The organism is Methylomonas sp. DH-1 (assembly GCF_046097555.1).
In the GTDB taxonomy this organism is placed as follows: domain Bacteria; phylum Pseudomonadota; class Gammaproteobacteria; order Methylococcales; family Methylomonadaceae; genus Methylomonas; species Methylomonas koyamae.
This window is the reverse complement of sequence record NZ_CP143089.1, coordinates 141,340-158,777: the sequence shown is the minus strand read 5'-3', so window position 1 is coordinate 158,777 and position 17,438 is coordinate 141,340. Positions and strand designations below refer to the sequence as shown.

General features: G+C 58.8%; 22 protein-coding genes. 16 read left to right on the top strand and 6 right to left on the bottom strand.

Features of this window, described 5'->3' with window-relative positions; translation table 11 throughout:
• Nucleotides 1-95 precede the first annotated feature (95 nt).
• The 7 genes from VXJ35_RS00715 to VXJ35_RS00685 all read left to right on the top strand — a co-directional run bounded on the left by VXJ35_RS00715 (nt 96) and on the right by VXJ35_RS00685 (nt 6,505).
• The gene (locus tag VXJ35_RS00715) at nt 96-839 is read left to right on the top strand and encodes a hypothetical protein (protein ID WP_064020081.1); all 744 of its coding nucleotides are present in this window, start codon (nt 96-98) and stop codon (nt 837-839) included.
• 213 nt (nt 840-1,052) lie between these two features.
• Nucleotides 1,053-1,754, top strand: a complete 702-nt coding sequence (locus tag VXJ35_RS00710) for a hypothetical protein (protein WP_064020080.1) — start codon at nt 1,053-1,055, stop codon at nt 1,752-1,754.
• 196 nt (nt 1,755-1,950) lie between these two features.
• Entirely contained in the window at nt 1,951-2,256 is a 306-nt protein-coding gene (locus VXJ35_RS00705; RefSeq protein ID WP_064023306.1) for a hypothetical protein, read from the top strand.
• A 30-nt stretch (nt 2,257-2,286) separates the two neighbouring features.
• Nucleotides 2,287-2,787, top strand: coding sequence for a YkgJ family cysteine cluster protein (locus VXJ35_RS00700; RefSeq protein ID WP_064020079.1), 501 nt, complete (start codon nt 2,287-2,289; stop codon nt 2,785-2,787).
• 422 nt (nt 2,788-3,209) lie between these two features.
• Nucleotides 3,210-4,307: a phosphatidylinositol-specific phospholipase C gene (locus VXJ35_RS00695; RefSeq protein ID WP_064020078.1), complete on the top strand. Its 1,098-nt coding sequence runs from the start codon at nt 3,210-3,212 to the stop codon at nt 4,305-4,307.
• A 208-nt stretch (nt 4,308-4,515) separates the two neighbouring features.
• Nucleotides 4,516-5,931, top strand: a complete 1,416-nt coding sequence (gene lpdA, locus VXJ35_RS00690) for a dihydrolipoyl dehydrogenase (RefSeq protein ID WP_064020076.1) — start codon at nt 4,516-4,518, stop codon at nt 5,929-5,931.
• Between the two features lie 37 nt (nt 5,932-5,968).
• Nucleotides 5,969-6,505 (top strand): hypothetical protein, encoded by a 537-nt coding sequence (locus tag VXJ35_RS00685; RefSeq protein WP_064020075.1) that lies wholly within the window; start codon nt 5,969-5,971, stop codon nt 6,503-6,505.
• 38 nt (nt 6,506-6,543) lie between these two features.
• On the opposite strand, the gene VXJ35_RS00680 is transcribed toward VXJ35_RS00685, so the two are convergent.
• The 3 genes from VXJ35_RS00680 to mutY form a co-directional block, all read right to left on the bottom strand.
• Nucleotides 6,544-7,080, bottom strand: a complete 537-nt coding sequence (locus VXJ35_RS00680; protein WP_064020074.1) for a hypothetical protein — start codon at nt 7,078-7,080, stop codon at nt 6,544-6,546.
• A 138-nt stretch (nt 7,081-7,218) separates the two neighbouring features.
• A complete protein-coding gene (locus VXJ35_RS00675) occupies nt 7,219-7,491 on the bottom strand; it encodes an oxidative damage protection protein (RefSeq protein WP_054763375.1) in 273 nt (90 codons plus the stop codon).
• The gene (mutY, locus tag VXJ35_RS00670; RefSeq protein WP_064020073.1) at nt 7,475-8,542 is read right to left on the bottom strand and encodes an A/G-specific adenine glycosylase; all 1,068 of its coding nucleotides are present in this window, start codon (nt 8,540-8,542) and stop codon (nt 7,475-7,477) included. Before mutY ends, VXJ35_RS00675 begins: the two co-directional genes overlap by 17 nt.
• Nucleotides 8,543-8,714: 172 nt before the next feature.
• On the opposite strand from mutY, the gene VXJ35_RS00665 reads away from it, so the two are divergent.
• The 8 genes from VXJ35_RS00665 (at nt 8,715) to VXJ35_RS00630 (ending at nt 14,092) form a co-directional block, all read left to right on the top strand.
• The gene (locus VXJ35_RS00665) at nt 8,715-9,770 is read left to right on the top strand and encodes an NAD(P)-dependent alcohol dehydrogenase (protein WP_064020072.1); all 1,056 of its coding nucleotides are present in this window, start codon (nt 8,715-8,717) and stop codon (nt 9,768-9,770) included.
• A gap of 95 nt (nt 9,771-9,865) precedes the next feature.
• Complete coding sequence (gene murI, locus VXJ35_RS00660; RefSeq protein WP_064020071.1) at nt 9,866-10,702, top strand: glutamate racemase; 837 nt, start codon at nt 9,866-9,868, stop codon at nt 10,700-10,702.
• Between the two features lie 2 nt (nt 10,703-10,704).
• On the top strand, nt 10,705-11,184 hold the full coding sequence (locus VXJ35_RS00655) for a cupin domain-containing protein (RefSeq protein ID WP_064020070.1): 480 nt from the start codon (nt 10,705-10,707) through the stop codon (nt 11,182-11,184).
• Between the two features lie 159 nt (nt 11,185-11,343).
• Nucleotides 11,344-11,499 carry a hypothetical protein gene (locus VXJ35_RS00650; protein ID WP_197485085.1) on the top strand — a complete coding sequence of 52 codons (156 nt, stop codon included), beginning with the start codon at nt 11,344-11,346 and terminating at the stop codon, nt 11,497-11,499.
• A gap of 150 nt (nt 11,500-11,649) precedes the next feature.
• Nucleotides 11,650-11,922, top strand: a complete 273-nt coding sequence (locus tag VXJ35_RS00645) for a DUF5710 domain-containing protein (protein ID WP_408953923.1) — start codon at nt 11,650-11,652, stop codon at nt 11,920-11,922.
• 758 nt (nt 11,923-12,680) lie between these two features.
• On the top strand, nt 12,681-13,148 hold the full coding sequence (locus tag VXJ35_RS00640) for a CBS domain-containing protein (RefSeq protein WP_064020069.1): 468 nt from the start codon (nt 12,681-12,683) through the stop codon (nt 13,146-13,148).
• A 105-nt stretch (nt 13,149-13,253) separates the two neighbouring features.
• Nucleotides 13,254-13,394, top strand: coding sequence for a hypothetical protein (locus VXJ35_RS00635; RefSeq protein ID WP_157198032.1), 141 nt, complete (start codon nt 13,254-13,256; stop codon nt 13,392-13,394).
• Between the two features lie 107 nt (nt 13,395-13,501).
• Entirely contained in the window at nt 13,502-14,092 is a 591-nt protein-coding gene (locus tag VXJ35_RS00630) for a TIGR00730 family Rossman fold protein (protein ID WP_064020068.1), read from the top strand.
• Nucleotides 14,093-14,095: 3 nt separating this feature from the next.
• On the opposite strand, the gene VXJ35_RS00625 is transcribed toward VXJ35_RS00630, so the two are convergent.
• The gene (locus VXJ35_RS00625) at nt 14,096-14,812 is read right to left on the bottom strand and encodes a YebC/PmpR family DNA-binding transcriptional regulator (protein ID WP_064020067.1); all 717 of its coding nucleotides are present in this window, start codon (nt 14,810-14,812) and stop codon (nt 14,096-14,098) included.
• A gap of 141 nt (nt 14,813-14,953) precedes the next feature.
• Nucleotides 14,954-15,673, bottom strand: coding sequence for a hypothetical protein (locus VXJ35_RS00620; protein WP_064020066.1), 720 nt, complete (start codon nt 15,671-15,673; stop codon nt 14,954-14,956).
• Between the two features lie 278 nt (nt 15,674-15,951).
• Here VXJ35_RS00620 and VXJ35_RS00615 point away from each other — a divergent pair, with 278 nt between their 5' ends.
• Entirely contained in the window at nt 15,952-16,104 is a 153-nt protein-coding gene (locus VXJ35_RS00615; protein WP_157198031.1) for a hypothetical protein, read from the top strand.
• Between the two features lie 121 nt (nt 16,105-16,225).
• Here the strand turns inward: VXJ35_RS00615 and VXJ35_RS00610 are convergent, their stop codons facing one another.
• Nucleotides 16,226-17,305 (bottom strand): hypothetical protein, encoded by a 1,080-nt coding sequence (locus VXJ35_RS00610; RefSeq protein ID WP_064020065.1) that lies wholly within the window; start codon nt 17,303-17,305, stop codon nt 16,226-16,228.
• Nucleotides 17,306-17,438: the final 133 nt, after the last annotated feature.

The window sequence follows — 17,438 nt, the reverse complement described above, 5'->3', positions numbered from 1 at the left end:
TTGGCGTTAGACGGATTTTTTCCGCGGCCGGTCGGCCCAGGTTGCGGCGGCGATTCGCCGCCAAGCGTTTTTGCAACAAATAGCCGGGATTATCTATGAAACACAAAAAAAACCACGTCGGACTCGATGTCGAAGTCGTACTCAAACTTTCCGGCGGAGTCGATAAAAAGAAAAAGAAGATGAAGTTGTTGCTGCGGAAGCGGCGCGGCAAGTATGGCGTGGGCACGCACGGTTCCGCGGCTTTTCAGCGCAAGACTTTGGGCACCACCGGTACCCGTCACGAATCCGAGCATGTGGTCGGCTACAACGTTTATGCCGAGGACCACGACCGCAAACACGGGGAAGGAAAGGTCATCGAGATGCAGGGGCTGGCTTACCTCGAAGTCAAACCCTTGCATCGGGCGCACCCCGGCACCGGCAGCGGTGCGGCCGCGGACATTTATCGCAATATCCAGCGCGGCATCCTGCAGGACGGCAAATCGGACGTCAACAACAAGAAAACGGTGTCGTCCGCAGTCCAGTTCAACCAGCTCGAATACGCCCACTTGCCGGCCGACGCCAAGGGCGATGCCACGGGTCAGGATTTCTTCATCGCCGACCTGAGCTACGAAGCGATGGTGAGAAACGGCAACAGCGTCAGTTTCTACGACGGCAACGGCCACACCAGTTTTCAGATTTCCCAGGTCGAACGCGCCGAAATGTTGCTGGCATACGAAATCCGCAAGACCGGCAAGTGGCCCACCCAACAAAGGATTGCCGAAGTACTCGAATATTGCGGACTGAAGCCCATCGTAAAGCAGCAAACCGACAAGGTGACCGGCGAGAACATCGTGTTGTAGGCGGCAAGACCGTAAAGCGATTTGGTTTGCCGGCGCCGCAGGCGCGCCGTCAGACCCTGCAAACGGTCTGCGCCGCACGCATGATAAGCCTGACGAACCGGGCCACCCCCGGCTATACTTCATTCAGCGGTTACGGGCCGCCCGGCCCGCTAACTAGCTATCTGGTTTTATTCAAATGCGCAATCTACTGCTTTCGAGCAAGCGAGGTGAGACATGGCCGTACTTGTAACCGTACCTAAAGTCGCTATCGGCAATTCCGGCACGACCGCCAGCCAATTGGATTTTATCGTTTCGACGTCGATCGATTACGGCTTGACCCGGGTAGGCGGCCCCGTGCTGTACTACGACGACAACCCCGATCTGAGCGGCGTTCAGGAACTGTGTATCGTCGGCCACGGTTCTCCGGGGCAAATCGAAAGCCGCTCGGCGCAGGATATGGCGAACAAGCTGACCAAAGGCGCCAAAAGATTACCCGATAACTTTCGCCGCTTGATCATCACGTCCTGTTACGCCGGCGTTTTAGTCGGTAACACGCCCGGCACCGCAGTGATCGATGTGATCGCCAAAGCGCTCGGCGACCGCGGTTTGAAAGGTATCGAAATTTCCGGCGCGATGGGGCCGAGCATCAAAGCCAACGAGCTGGGCAACCGCTTCCGGGTAGTCAGTAATACCAAAAAGGCCGGGCCGATACAGAATAAAATGGTGCTCGATAAACACCTGGGAGTACCGAATCCGGATCCGACCCAAGGTCCGCTGCGATACACCGGCACCACCAGCGACCCCAAGCTGGCGGAGCAAGCTGCGAAAATGATGGCCAAGATTTCCGGCGAGTTTTACAAAGAATTCGTCGACAAATTGGAACAACAACGCACGCTGTTCGACGAGGAGCATGCCATGCGCACCGTGGTGAGCTGATAACGGCTGCCGGCGCAATCAACCGCTTGGTAACATCGAAGCGGTGATCGGAACTCCCGCCGCGTGCCGATGACCGCGCCGCCAGCACCTCGCGCGTTCGCTGCATTGACAGGGTTTTCGCGGCCGGACCACAATGTGGCGCGTTACCGGCCAACCCCAACAACCAATCCAACCCCTAGCACAACAGGCCAAGCAGATGGATCACGAAAAACTCGCCAACCGAACCGAAAACGTTTCCATGGCAACCGGCATTGCCGCCGGTATCGCCGCCGCCGGCGCAGCCGTCGCGGCGCCCACCGGGCTGACTGCGGTCGGCGTCTGGTTGGGCATCGTCAGCCCGCCGTTAATCGTCACCGCCGCGCCCATCCTGGGCACGGTGGCGACGGTGGCCGGCACCGTTTCCGGCGCGACCTACTTCTACGCCAAATGGAAAAAGCGCGGGACCGTAGCCGACCGGCCGGCTACGGAACAGACTCGGCAAGGCGATGCGGAACCGCAATAACGAACGCGCGCTGTATTGCCAGTTGCGCCGATGACGCCGCTCGAACGCTTACACGCCGACATCGACACTAGGGTCGCGGCTATCCGCTTCGAACGCCCCGACTGGCTGTGCCGGCAAGGTTGCCAAGGTTGTTGCCACCGCCTGGCCGACATTCCGCGGCTCAGCCTGGCGGAATGGCGGCTACTCGACGAAGGGCTGGCCTTGCTGCCAAGCGAGATTTTGCGGGCGGTAGCCGAAGACGTTGCCGCGCTGGCCGAGCAAAGCGTCCGCCCTATCGTCTGCCCCTTGCTCGACCGCGCTAGCGGCAGTTGCCGAGTCTACCCCCAACGCCCGATCGCTTGTCGGACCTATGGATTCTACCTACAACGCGATAAGGGCTTGTACTGCAAAGACATCGAAGCCCAAGTCGACAATGGCGTACTGAACGATGTGGTTTGGGGCAACCACGATGCGGTCGACCGCCGGCTGCAGGCGCTGGGGGAAACCAGGGCATTGACGGAGTGGTTTGCGCAGCGGGAAGCAGTAGGATAGCGGTACAGAGTAAGCCGTTAGCCGCGCAGCCTCGGCATTTGCCGGAAACGCCGAGCCAATATGAACCTCTTAGGAAATGGCTATTGCGTTCGGATGTTGCCGCGCAGCAAATGCCGGTAAAACGGCAAAATTTTCGCTGCGCTGATACCCATTTCCTAACCTTTCATTCCGCTACCGGCTAACGTTCGGTTGCAACGCGGCTGCCGGCTTTGTGTCGGCAAGCTCGGCACGAGATAAAGCAAATATACGATATTTCGTACCCATCCCAGCACACCCTCTTAGCTAAAGCCGGCGGTTAATTTTCAATAAGCACGATAAATCAAGGGATTGCCCCGAATCGCGCAAGCTGGCACGCGGATTGACTGTTATCGGTTAACCGAAGCCGATCTTCGGTACTCGATAACCGTAATCAGGAGACAGCCATGAAATTTACCGCCACGTTAACCGCATTTGCCCTGGCCGGCCTGATCGCCGCCAATGCCGAAGCCGCCTCCACCGCCATCGACCGCGAGGCCTATTCCCACGACGCCGACAGCGGCGCGCACAACCCGGACTGGCTAACCGACCTGCCGGATACGCTGAAACTTAGCCAACTATCGTTACCGGGCACTCACGACACGATGTCTTTGTACGGCGGCGATATTCCGCAAACCCAGTCCATGGACCTGCGCGAGCAGCTCGAAGCCGGTATCCGGGTGCTGGACATCCGTTGCCGCCACGTCAACGATAATTTCCTGATTTACCACGGGTCCGTCTACCAAAAAGCCAGTTTTACCGGCGTACTGGATATCGTGCAGGCGTTTTTGGCGCAGCATCCCGGCGAAACCGTGGTGATGCGAGTCAAGGAAGAATCGACCGCCATCGGCAGCACCCGTGAATTTTGGCAAACCTACAATGCGATCGCCGGCAAATACCCCGACCTGTTCTGGCAACCCGACGCCGACTTCAATCCGGCCTTGGGCTCGGTGCGCGGCAAAGTCGTATTGCTGCAAAACTTCGCGGAATGGACCCGGCTGGGTATCAATTTTAAGGAACTGGAACGGCAAGGCACGGCGCCGGACGATTGCCCGCTCAACACCAATTGGGACCTGTATAGCGTCTGGGAAAAGGCCAAAACGCAGTTCATGGCGGCGGCCAGCGGCGACCCGGACAAAATTTACATAAACCGCTGCCTGACCGGTTCCACCGGCGGATTTCCCTACTTCGCCGCCAGCGGCAAAAGCTCGCCGCAAACCGACGCGCCGCAATTGATGACCGGCTTGACCACATTGACCAATCCCAACACCTATCCGGATTTTCCGCGGGTGAATTGCCTGGGCAAGCTGTGTTCGATCGCGTTTCTCGGCACCAATCCGTTGAGCAGTCAATATCTGGCCAATCTGCGCACCAGTTACGCGGTCTTGAACCAGGTTTACCAATCGCTGAATATCAACATGCGCATCAGCAAACGGGTGGGCATGGTAATGATGGATTTTCCGGGCAAGAGTCTGATCAACAACATCATCGCGATGAACAAATAGGCATTTTTTCAAACTCGGCCGAAGGCCGGCCGGCCTTCGGTTGCGGCGGCGAACTCCCGCCCGATCGCCCCTGCCGAATCTGCGGATTCCGGGCCGGGGCCGATTAATTTTCTATCCTGCGCGGTAACCGGTAAAATCGTTGCTAAGCTATGCGCCAGCTTGCCGCAGGCGCCGGTAACCGATTCCACCATTCAGGGAGTTCCATTTCATGAGCAATACACAAACTCACGCCGAAGTTCTGGTTTTGGGCGGCGGCCCCGGCGGATACACCGCCGCGTTTCGCGCCGCCGATTTGGGCAAGCAAGTGATTTTGGTCGAACGCCATCCGGTATTGGGCGGCGTTTGTCTGAACGTCGGCTGCATTCCGTCCAAGGCTTTGCTGCACGTGGCGCAAATCATCCACGAAGCCGAAGACATGGCCGCGCACGGCGTCAGTTTCGGCAAACCGCAAATCGATCTGGACAAAGTTAGAAGTTGGAAGCAAAGCGTCACCGAAACCCTGAACGGCGGTCTGGCCAAACTGGCCAAGCAGCGCAAGGTGACTGTGCTCCACGGCGAAGGCAAATTCGCCGGCGCCAACAGCCTGACGCTGACCAACGAGGCCGGCACCCAGACCGTGACCTTCGACAACGCCATCATCGCCGCCGGTTCGCAGCCGACCAAAATCCCCGGTTTCCCGCACGACGATCCGCGGGTTTGGGATTCCACCGACGCGTTGAATCTGAACTTCGTGCCGGAAAAACTGTTGATCGTCGGTGGCGGCATCATCGGCCTGGAAATGGCGACTGTTTACCACGCGCTGGGTTCGAAAATCAGCGTGGTCGAGTTGATGGACCAAATCATCCCCGGCTGCGACAAAGACTTGGTCACGCCATTGCAGCGCAAGATCAAAAAGCAATACGACAACCTGTGGCTGCAAACCAGCGTCAAGGCCATGGAAGCGACCGACGCCGGCATTAAAGTCACGATGGAAGGTAAGGGGGCGCCGGAAAGCGAAACCTTCGATGCGGTGCTGGTCGCGGTTGGCCGCCGGCCGAACGGCAAGTTGATAGCCGCTGAGCAAGCCGGAGTTACGGTCGACGAGCGCGGTTTCATTCCGGTCGACAAGCAAGGCCGCACCAACGTTAACCATATCTTTGCGATCGGCGACATCGTCGGCAACCCGATGCTGGCCCATAAAGCCACCCACGAAGGCAAAATCGCCGCCGAAACCATCGCCGGCCACAAAGCCGGATTCGATGCGCTGACCATTCCGTCGGTGGCTTATACCGATCCCGAAGTGGCGTGGATGGGCTTGACCGAAACCCAGGCGCAACAAAATGGCGTGGAATTCGATAAAGCGGTATTCCCATGGGCAGCCAGCGGCCGTTCGCTGGCATTGGGCCGTAGCGAAGGCATTACTAAAATCCTGACCGACAAAACCACTGGCCGCATCCTCGGCGCCGGCTTTACCGGTCCCGGCGCCGGCGAACTGGTCGCCGAAGCGGTGTTGGCGCTGGAAATGGGCGCCGATGCCACCGACATCAGCCTCAGCATCCATCCACATCCGACCTTGTCGGAAACTTTCGCGTTCGCGGCGGAGATGATCGAAGGCACGATCACCGACTTGTACGTGAAGAAGTAAACCTCTGGCCGACCGGTTTTCGGAAAGGAATTAAGCGATGGCTTATAACCGCCCCTACGGGCTGGACGAAGTCCACCGGATACTGTGCGACAGCGAGCGCCGGCCGCGCCCCGATCTGGCGGCCGGGGTCGCCAAACCCGGCCATGCCATCTCGCTGCACACCGCTGAGCGCGAGGATTTTTTCTCGCGCGGCGGCGCCAAACTGCCGGCCAAAGATTCGATTTTGCTCGGTTCGCGCAAGCATCTGATACAGGCCGTACACGAGGTGCTGAATTCGGTGCCGGGCCAAATCGAGCTGGCCAAGCTCAACGATCCGCAATGCCGGAACGTCGAGATTCGCGGCGTGGTGCTGCGCAAGGGGCGGGATTTCGACGTATTTACCGTGTTCCGCCCCAAAGCCAAGGGCGCGCAAATGTCGTTCGACTGGTTATCCACCCATAAGGGCGACGGCTTCATCGTGCAATTGTTTATTCTGGTCTGCAAGCTGACCGATAACGGCCGGGAAGACATCCATATTCAAACCGCTTTTCCGGAAGATTACGCCAGAACCTTGGGCGACGATATTTTGCGCTGACCCGCTTCTGGGCCAAACGCCCCGGCGAATACTGCCGGTCAACCGATTCTATTGGATTTACCGGCGCGGGCCAACAAACCGTTGCGGCCTTTTTCGGCCAAAGCCAGCATCTGGTAAGCCAGATCGTCGGCCACGTTCAATTGCTGTAGAGCGGCGCTGAGATGCTCGATAACGATATCGTAATGAAAATCGTCGAGGCCGAGTTTGACCAGGAAGCCGTGCGCCGGGCATAGCAGCGTCGCGGTTCCGCTGTCCCGGCCGCCGGCGGTATCCGGCAAAAATACAAAATCGTTACCGCCGGGCTTGGCGTTGTTGCGGGCGAACGCCACGGTGAAGTAATGGTCCAGCGCCGCCAGCACTTTTTCGTCCTTGCTGTTGAAGTTGCCGGCATAAGCCTTCAGATAGGCCTTTAGCGCCGCAGCTTGTTCGGCGGCCGGACGGGTGCAGAAAAAACGGTTGATGCGGTAGTCGTCGAGCATCTTGGCGTAAAACACGTCGACGATGCGGCCGATCCAATTGCCGTCGCTTAGCGCGGCGCGCATAGATTGGACTTGCGGGGCTACGGTTGCGCTCATGGCGGTCTCCTGGCACGGTTGGTGTAACCGTCGCCAGTCTGCCAGACCAGCCTTTGTTGTCAATGCTGCGCACAGATATTATCCGGATAAAACCTGTGCACTCGATTGCAAGGCGGCAGGGCTGTTACGCCCGGCGGCTCAATCCTTTTTCGGTACGTAACCGTCCGGCATTTCGAAGCCGCCGGCGAACAGGAATTTTTCGCGCTCGGCTTCCAATACCTTTTTCGCCGCCGGGTCGAAACTGGCCAGCCGGCGCTCGTTGATGATCATCGTCTGCATCGCCAGCCAGTCTTTCCAGGCCTGTTTCGAGACGTGCTCGAAAATGCGCTGGCCGTTTGGACCAGGAAACGGCGGCGCATCCAACCCTTCCGCTTCGATGCCCAATTTCACGCATTTAACCATTCTCGTCATAAAAATCCTCGGGGTAATGTTGCAGCAGCAGGCGCTTGACCGGCGCCGGCAAGCCAAGTAACGCAAAGTCGGCGGCTTTATACCAAACCGCCCGGTCCGCTTCCATCACATTGTTTATGGGGTTTTCCAGCTCGGCCAGCAGCGGCGTGTAATCCAGGTGGTAATGCGAAAAAGTGTGGCGCCCGGCCGGCAGCGCTTGCGGTGCCTGTACCATGCAGCCGAGCCGGCGGCACCAGTCGCCGGCGGCGGCGATGTCTTCGAATTCCGGCAAGCTCCACAAACCGCCCCAGATGCCGGTCGGCGGCCGTTTTTCCAGCAATATTCGCCGTTCCGGATCTTGCAGCAGCAGCCAATAGCTCTGTTTCACTGGCAAGGTTTTGCGCGGTTTGGCTTCCGGCAATTGCCGGACCAGACCTTGTTGGCGGGCTTGGCAGCCGGCGGCGACCGGGCAGATTTCGCACAAGGGTTTGCTGCGAGTGCACAGCGTAGCGCCCAGATCCATCATGGCTTGGGTATAGGCTGCGGTGCGCTGCGACGGCGTGTACGCCGTTGCGATTTGCCAGAGCCGCTCGGCAACGCGAGTTTCTCCCGGCCAGCCGGTTACGGCGTGGTAGCGGGCCAGCACCCGCTTGACGTTGCCGTCCAAAATCGGCTGGCTCTGGCCGCAGGCGATGCTGAGAATGGCGCCGGCCGTCGAGCGGCCGATGCCGGGCAGTGCGCACATGCCGGCCAGCGTCTGCGGAAATTCGCCGCCGCCGGCCGCGACGATTTGTGCAGTTTTATGCAGGTTGCGGGCTCGAGCGTAGTAGCCCAGCCCGGCCCAGTATTGCAGTACCTCGTCCAATTCGGCGGAAGCCAAGCTCTGCACCGACGGGAAGCGCGACATGAAGCGTTCGAAATAGCCGATCGCGCTGGCGACTTGGGTTTGTTGCAGCATGATCTCGGATACCCAGACCCGGTAAGGGCTGATATCGCGTTGCCAGGGTAAATCCTTGCGGCCGTGGCGGTCGAACCAGGCCAGTAGCTGTCGTTGGAATTGGTCGGGAGACATGAACCTCGCGAGTGCGTGCTGCTGAAATCGGCGCTACGTTAGCACGAACCGGAGCCGGCCGCTTCAGCGTTGTTTGTTGGGTCCGGCCAGGCTTCCACCCTGCCGTAGCGCGATTTGTGGTAAAAATCCGCTATTTATCCCGCTTACCCGATTCGCACCAGGAGACGCCGAAATGCTGAAAAGTTATGGTTACGCCGCCTACAACCCGTTGACGCCGTTGCGTGCGTTCCAATTCGAACGCCGCGAACCGGGGCCGCGCGACGTGCTGATCGACATTCTGTACTGCGGCGTCTGCCACAGCGATTTGCACCAGGCGCGCAACGAATGGAACGGCAGCAGCTTTCCGATCGTGCCGGGCCACGAAATCGTCGGCAAAGTCGCGGCCGTCGGCGGCGCGGTAAGCGATTTCCGCCCCGGCGATTCGGTGGGCGTCGGCTGCATGGTCGATGCCTGCCGCACCTGCCCGGATTGCCTGGACCACCAGGAACAGTTTTGCGAAAACGCAGTATTTACCTACAACAGCCCCGATCCGCACACCGGCAAAATGACTTACGGCGGCTATTCGAACCAGATCGTGGTGGATCAGGATTTTGTGTTGCGGCTGTCTCCCGCGCTGGATTTGGCGGCAACCGCGCCGTTACTTTGTGCCGGCATTACCACCTATTCGCCGTTGCGGCGCTGGCGGATCGGCGCCGGCCACAGAGTCGGCATCGTCGGTTTGGGCGGCTTGGGCCACATGGGACTGAAATTCGCCAAGGCCTTCGGCGCCGAGACTGTGCTGTTCACGACCTCGCCGGATAAGACAGCCGATGCCAAGCGGCTCGGCGCCGACGACGTGGTGGTTTCCAAGGATCCGCAAGCGATGAGCCGTTATCTGAAACGTTTCGATTTCATTTTGAACACGGTCGCGGCGGCGCACGATCTGGACCAATATCTGGCTTTGCTGAAGCGCGACGGCGTGATGTGTCTGGTCGGCGTGCCGGAAAAGCCGCATCCGGCGCCCAATATCGGCAATCTGATCTTTCAGCGCCGTTCGCTGGCCGGATCGTTGATCGGCGGCATCCGCGAAACCCAGGAAATGCTGGATTTTTGCGCCGAGCGCGGCATCGTCTCCGACATCGAATTGATTCCGATGGCCGGCATCAACGACGCTTACCAGCGGATGTTGAAAAGCGACGTCAAATACCGGTTCGTAATCGATATGGCGACGCTGGCGCCAGCGCGCTAGCCCGAATTATCGGCGGCACAGCGTTTCGCCCGGCGATGCTGGTATAGTTGTTCGCCAATATCGATTAACCATTCAAGCTGGTAATTTGTCCTGTCATGAGTATGTCTGCCGCCGAAGCTCCTATCGGCGTATTTGATTCCGGCGTCGGCGGTTTGTCCGTGTTGCGGGCCATTCGCGCCGAGTTGCCCGCGGAAGATTTGCTGTATGTAGCCGATTCCGGTTACGCCCCCTACGGCGAGCGCGATGCCGGGTTTATCGAAGACCGCGCCGCCGCTATTGCCGGCTTTTTGCTGGACGAGGGGGTCAAGGCCATCGTCGTCGCCTGCAATACGGCGACCGTGGTAGCCATCGAAAAACTGCGCTCCTGGTGCCCGCTGCCGGTCGTGGCGATCGAACCGGCGATCAAGCCCGCCGCGCGGATTACCCGATCCGGCGTGGTCGGCGTGCTGGCCACCCGCCAGACCTTGGCCAGCGCCAACGTTGCGCGGCTGTGCGCGGCTTACGGCCAGGACATCGAAATTCTGTTGCAACCCTGTCCCGGCCTGGTCGAGCAGGTGGAAAATGCCGAATTGGACAGTCCCGCCACCCGGGCTTTGCTGGAAACTTATCTGGCACCGCTGCTGGCAGCCGGCGCCGATACCATCGTGTTGGGTTGTACCCACTATCCGTTTTTGCTGCCGCTGGTCAGGGACATCGTCGGTCCCGAGCGAGCGATTATCGATCCGGCGACCGCAGTCGCCAAGGAATTGGCACGGCGGCTAGGCAATCAACGCGCCACGGCTTTGCGTCCGGGCCCGGCCCGGACGCGTTTCCTGTCCAGCGCGGCGGGCGGGCGGGCGAATGCGGTCGTTTCGGCCCTATGGGGCTGCCCGGTCGAAGTCGAACCGGTCCAGGCCAATCGCAACCACCGGCTGGTGCCGGCTGCGGGGTGAATATGAACCAGCGCGATATTCCGGTCGCCGTTTTCGCGGCGGCGGTCGAGCCCAGAGCCAAAGCCTCGTCGTATCCGCAACCTTTCGCCGCAAGGATGGCGGGCCGGGAAAAGCGCGCGCTCGGCGACTGGTTCGGCTTGACTAATTTCGGCGTCAATCTGACGACCTTGCAGCCCGGCGCCTGTTCGGCGTTACGGCATGCGCATTCGCAGCAGGACGAATTCATCTATGTGCTGCAAGGCCATCCGACCTTGGTGACCGATACCGGGGAAACTCCGCTGGCACCGGGCATGTGCGCCGGGTTCAAGGCCGGCAGCGGCGACGCCCACCATCTGCTGAACCGAACCGAGCAGCCGGTGCAATATCTGGAAATCGGCGACCGCAGTCCCGCCGACTCGGCCCAATATCCCGACGACGATCTGCAGGCGGCGTGGATCGAAGGCCGCTGGCATTTCACCCACAAAGACGGGACGCCTTACTAAACCCAATCGGCACCGCGGCAGGCCGCCACCGCAGCGAGATCAGGCCGATTTCGCCGGTTTGTTTTTTATTAAAAAACAATGTGTCTATTTTTTGCACTATTGTTAATTAAACAGGTCGTCCCTATAGTCTAGCCATGTGTTCAACTTTTGGAGTAGACCATGACTAACGTACAAAAAGACATTCTGAACGGCTTGGCCTTCATAACCGGAATCGTCGGCTTCTTGTCCGGCGAGTTCATTATTTCGTCGCTGTTGTTCGCCACAACCACGTTTGCCAGCAATATCAACCTAAACCGGAAAAATCAAAAAGACTGACCGCTTGCGCCCGGCGCGGGCGGTGTCAACCGGTCGGTCGGAGCCGCGGCGGCAAAAGCTTGCGCGAACGCTGCGATTCTCGGTTTGGCTTGGGTGGGCAATCATTTACAATGCCGGCATGATTGAGACTACCGCTTGGCCGCGCTTAGTATGATGGCGGCCGCAAAAACCTATTTGAATGTGCCTTACGCGCAAAAGGACGCCGCAAAAGCGCTCGGTGCGCGTTGGGATGCCGCCAACAAAAAATGGTACATCCCAGCCGGCAAGGACCCTGAGCCCTTCGGCCAATGGCTAGGTTCCGCGGAACCAGCCGCTGCCAAGGCCGACTCCGTGACACCGGTTACGGCGCTGGCGGCAAATATCACTCAGCCGGCCGATAGCCATTTCGTCGCTTACGACGGCAACGAGCCGCCCTGGGACTGACCGGTGCGCTTTCCGACAGCGGCAGGCTCGCCGCCTATGCCGCCACTGAATACCTGGCAGGCTAGCCGCAAGCCCACGGCAGCAAATCCTCCAAAGCGCTTTGCGCCTGCGCGATGGATTTGAAAGAGTGCGATCAAGCTAAGGCGTTATGAACGAGCCGCTATGCAAAGCCGGATTTAAAGGCGGGTCTCGACTCGACCGCCGAGGTTCTTTCGTTAGCAAAACCGTCCCCGGTTTTCGCCCTTCGGACCAGCCTATCGGCCGTTCCCATCCGTTCCAAACAAATACGCGCGCGGTTTCGGCACTCTCTCCTGTATTGCTCGACCTTCGGCATCGATGCTGCGCCAATCCGCTCCTTCGGTCAAAATCGTATACAGCGATAAAATCGATATCGGCACCGGGCTCTGGGAGGCTGGACAACAGCGTTTCGCGAGTCCAGAGGGGCGAACACGAGATACGCATCGAACCGGTGTTTAAAACAGACCTGTGTGTAGGCCAGCGTTGTCGCCCACCAATTGGCCCAATTACCCGCAAAACGAGATGACAAAGCTTTTTAACGGCTTTGCGAAAAGATAAAGTGCAGCCCGCTTGACGGCAAATGGCGCTTGATATGCATTTTTATCTGACACATTTGCAGGCGCTCGGACCGTTGTGCCCGCCGGGCGCCGGCAACGGCGCTTGATTTTAACCGCCGTTGGTCGGACCATTAACCAATAACCTAATAATTTTTATAAGCTGAACCCGTATCGGAGAACGACATGCTAGTTTCGGAATTGATGACCACCAAGGTATTTACCGTAGAACCCCACGACTTGATCGACCGGGTGTTTTTCCTAATCCACTACGAAAAAATCCGCCATTTGCCGGTGGTCGAGAAAGGCAAACTGGTCGGTATCGTTTCGGACCGCGATCTGTACAAGGCCTTGGGACCGAAAAGCAACTCCAACGCCGTCGAAGCCAATAAGGACCACACCCAGTTGCATGTGATCTCGCAGAAAGTGGTGCACATCATGCACCGCGGCGTTTATACCGTTACCCCCGACACCACGGCGTCGGCGGCTGCGGCGATGATGGCCGACCACCGCATCGGCGCTTTGCCGGTGGTCGAGAAAGACAAATTGGTCGGCATCCTGTCGGCCACCGACATTTTGCGGGTATTCGCCAAATTGGAGCGGGCGCACGAGCAACTGGAAAAAGACCTGAAGCAAGGTAACGCCGGCGCTTAACCCTGCCGGCATCATGGTTGACAGCCGCTGGAGCGCGGTCTAAAACGAGGCAGCGGTACCCGTGCCGGTGCCGCGTTCGCCAACGTCGTGCAAGGGGTGGCCGCTATGATGAGAATGTTGCTAGAGGTGGTAATGGTGCTGGCTTTGGTCGGCGGTTTGTTTTTTGCGACCAAGGTGTTGGCCAAGGAAAAACGCGATAGCGGTAAGCCCGGCGGCGACTCGTCGGCTGATTCCGACGGCGGCTGACCCTTTTCGGCCGCAAAGCCGGTTCGGCTCCCACTGCCGGACCAGATTCGCAACCTGTCCCGCTGCCGGCATTTGCCTGGCGCGCAGAATAGTTTTGGATTTAAAAAATGGCTGCCATTCGCAGTATTTGTGTCTATTGCGGCTCCAGTCCGGGCCGTAGCGAAATATACCTCGCCGCGGCCCGGCAACTGGCCGCAGCCTTGGTCGAACGGAATGTGCGTCTGGTATACGGCGGCGCCGGTATCGGCGTGATGGGTGCCGTCGCCGACCGGGTATTGGAGCTCGGCGGCCAAGTCGTCGGCGTAATTCCGCAAGCGCTGGCAACCAAGGAAGTCGCCCACCCCGGTTTGACCGAACTGCACGTCACCGCATCGATGCATGAGCGCAAAATGCGGATGGCGGAATTGGCGGACGGCTTTATCGCACTGCCCGGCGGCATCGGCACGCTGGAAGAATTATTCGAGATCTGGACCTGGGCTCAACTCGGATTTCACGCCAAACCCTGCGGCGTGCTGAATATCGCCGGCTATTACGATGCCTTGATTCGATTCCTCGACCACGTCGCCGCCGAACAATTCGTCAAACCGCAAACGCGGGCGCTGCTGATGGTCGACACCGATCCGGCGGCCTTACTGGAACGCTACGCCGGCTACCGGGCGCCGGCGGTCGCGCATTGGCTGGACCGCAGCCAGACCTGAGTTTTAGTACTCGGCGTCGTGGTAGACGTTTTGCACGTCGTCCAGGTCGTTCAACATATCCAGGAATTTTTCGAACATCGCCACATCGTCTCCGGCAATCGGCGTCGAGCCTTTCGGTAGGAACTGAATCTCGTCGGCTTCGAAGTCTATCTCGCCCAATAAATCCAGTAATGCCTGTTTGGCTTTGAAATAGTCGGAATGCGGCGTGAATACGGTGATCTTGCCGTTGTCGTTTTCGATATCGCTGACATCCACGTCCGCCGCCAACAGCGCCTCCAACACCGCATCCTCGTCGTCGTGTTTGAAAGCCAGAATTGCAGCATGATCGAAACTGTGGCCAACCGTGCCCGGCGTACCGATCTTGGCTTTGGTTTTAGTGAAGCACAGGCGGACGTCGTTGAAAGTGCGATTGGGGTTGTCGGTCAGGCAATCGACGATGACCATGCAGCCGCCGGGGCCGAAGCCTTCGTAACGCGCCGGTGCGAAATCCTCGCCGCCGGCACCCTTGGCCTTTTCCAAGGCTTTTTCGATGACGTGGGACGGCACCTGGTCTTTCTTGGCCCGGTCGATCAAGCCGCGCAAGGTCAGATTGCCGGCCGGATCGACGCCGCCGGACTTGGCGACCACATAGATTTCCCGGCCGTATTTGCTGTAAATCTTGGTTTTGGCGTCGGCCGTTTTGGCCATCGATACTTTTCGGTTTTGGTAGGCTCTGCCCATGAGTGCGCTGCTCCCGGTAATCGCAGTAATGAAGTCGGCGGATTTTACAGGCAGATTTTAACGAGGGGAACCGTTAGTGGGGCATTTCGTCGGGTACCGGCGCCGCTTCGAGCGGTTTAGGGCGCCGGATTCCGCTGCGAATTAATTCAATGCCGTAGTTTGCCGCTGCCGACCCGCGCTAAGGATGCCGAAACTGGCGGCGGCAAACAACCATAGCATAGGCGGTAGCGGTACGGCGCTGACGTCGAAAGCGATTTCGCCGATTTCCGAAACCAGATAAGCCTCGTAATACGAATTGATCTGCAATCTGACGTAGCGGCCGACCGAATCGTCCAGGTCGAATACCGTTGCCGGATACGGCGCGCGCGGGCGATTATCGTCGGGCATTTCCGGGTTGGTAAACGAGCCTATGGCAGTGGGGGCGGCGAAATCGGCGGTCTTGGAGCTGTACAAATTTATCTCCGCAACGTTGGCGCCGCTGTTGGCGGCCATGTTCCATAACGCCATTTGCTTGATGCTGTAGTTGGCGCCCAAATCGAAATCGAGGGTGCCGGTGCAGGGACAATAAGCCGGGCTGATCCAGCCGTTGCCGATTTCCGGCGTGCCGCCGATATGGGTCGGGTTGGAGGCGATGTATGCGGCGAAATCGGTGACGCCGCTAGTGAAGCCGAGGGAAAGGCCGGATTGGTTGAACATCGGCGTCTCGTCGGTATCCTCCGGAAAACCCGCGATGCCTTTGTAATTGCCTATCGTGTTGTTAATCACCGCAATCGGCGACAGGATGGTGCCGGCCAGTGCCGGCTGAGTTAGCAGAACCAGGGCGAGGGCGGCGGTTGAGCGCAGTCGGGCAAAGCAAATCATAAAAACCTCCTGTAGATTTGAAACTCTCCACTCCATGCCGCCAAGGCATGCCGTGCGGAGGTTGTTGCAATCTACTCTAGCTCTGAAAATCAGTCAAATGCGCATTATCTGAATGACTTATATGAAAAATTTTATATGCCGACTGAGCTAAACGCGCATCCTGGCGGTAACCGGTAACGGATTCGAATCGGATAAAAAGCCAGTTCGTTAAGCAATTTGTAAGACAGCGCGGCCAGAATGCCGCCCAACCAAATTGCAACAACACGGAGTATCAGTCCATGACCAAACCTAAGATGAAATTGAACAAACATATCTGGATTTGCTCTTGCCCGCTGGCGATCGGCGCCGGCCATTCCGCCAAGGAAGCCTACAAACGCTGGAGCGACAACTGGAAAGCAAAATCGGTGTTTTTGCCGGAGTTTCGTTACTAAAAATGGGAGCGGAGCAAAGCTCGGCCGGATCAACTAAAGCCTGCTTTGCTCCTCAGAACCGGCGAAGCCGGGTGCGGATGAGAAACGGATCATCCCATTCCGGCCCGCGGCAGAAAAAACCTCACAGTGCCCGGCGTTTGCAACCGATCCAACCGACCAGCGCAGAAAGCATCAGCCAAGCCGCGCCGGGTATCGGCACCACCCGCACGCTTACGTTCGCCGCCATGAACGGAGCCAAACAATCCAAAGACGAGTCGTTGCAAGACTCGCCGTCGACGGCAATCGTGTAGTTTCCGGCAGCCAACGCCAATATCAAGGTCTCCGTTATGCCGTCGTTGCCGGCGAAATGGCCGGGGTTGGCGAACCCACCGCTGCCGGTAACGACGCAATTCGGCCCGGCACAAGCGGTGCTGCTAACCGACGAAATGTAATCGATCCGGCTCCACTCGCCGTCGCCGTTGGCCATGCTCCAATTGCCGAAGGCGTCGAATTGGCCGGAAAAACCGTCGAACGAGCCGTTCAACACATCGAAATTAGCCGGCACCCAGCCTCCGACTTCCGCTTCGTATTTCAAGCCGCCCAAGGTGGTGAAGTTCAGCGTGTCGCGGTAACCGTCGTGCGCTTGATAGTTCTGTGCGTACCATTGCGCCGGACTCAAGCCGTTCAGATTGGGATCGGCCACGTTCCAGGCCGGGTTTTCCACCAGTACCGGATAGCCGGACACCGGGTCTGTCAACACCGCGCCGTTGTTGTCGTAACCGGCCGGAATGCAATGGCTGATCAACGGGTCGTCCGGGCGACGGTCGTGCGCCGAAGCCGTATACAACAGATTATCGTCGTAACTCGCCAAGGGATCGTGGCCGTCGTAATCGTGCGAATGGCTAGGCAACAGACCGGCGTAGACGCTGAACGCCGGGTTCATTTGGGCTGAGGCGGCGGTTACGCTGATTTGGACGTTGGCGGCCTGAGCCAGATTGAACTTGAAAAAGCCAGTGGCGCTGGCAAGCTCATGGCTGTCGCCCAAGCTGTCGCCGGTCCCCGCGATCCAGCCGAAACGCGAAAACCGGCCCCTGCTCATGGTAGCAGAATCGCCGACGGCGCTAAGACTGCCCAAATCGCCGTAACTGATGTGGGCCGTTGCCGGCGGGGCAAACGCCACCAACCCGGCAGCGGCCAATAAAGCGTAAAAAAGTTTGTTCATATGAAATCCTGCTAAAAATGCCGATCTATGCCTGGCCGGTTAAATGGCCAAGTAAAAGCGGCGGCGCCTTTCACCGACTCCGCCGCGGCGATCAAACGGCCGGCCGTCAGCCTATGCCGGACGGCCGACACCA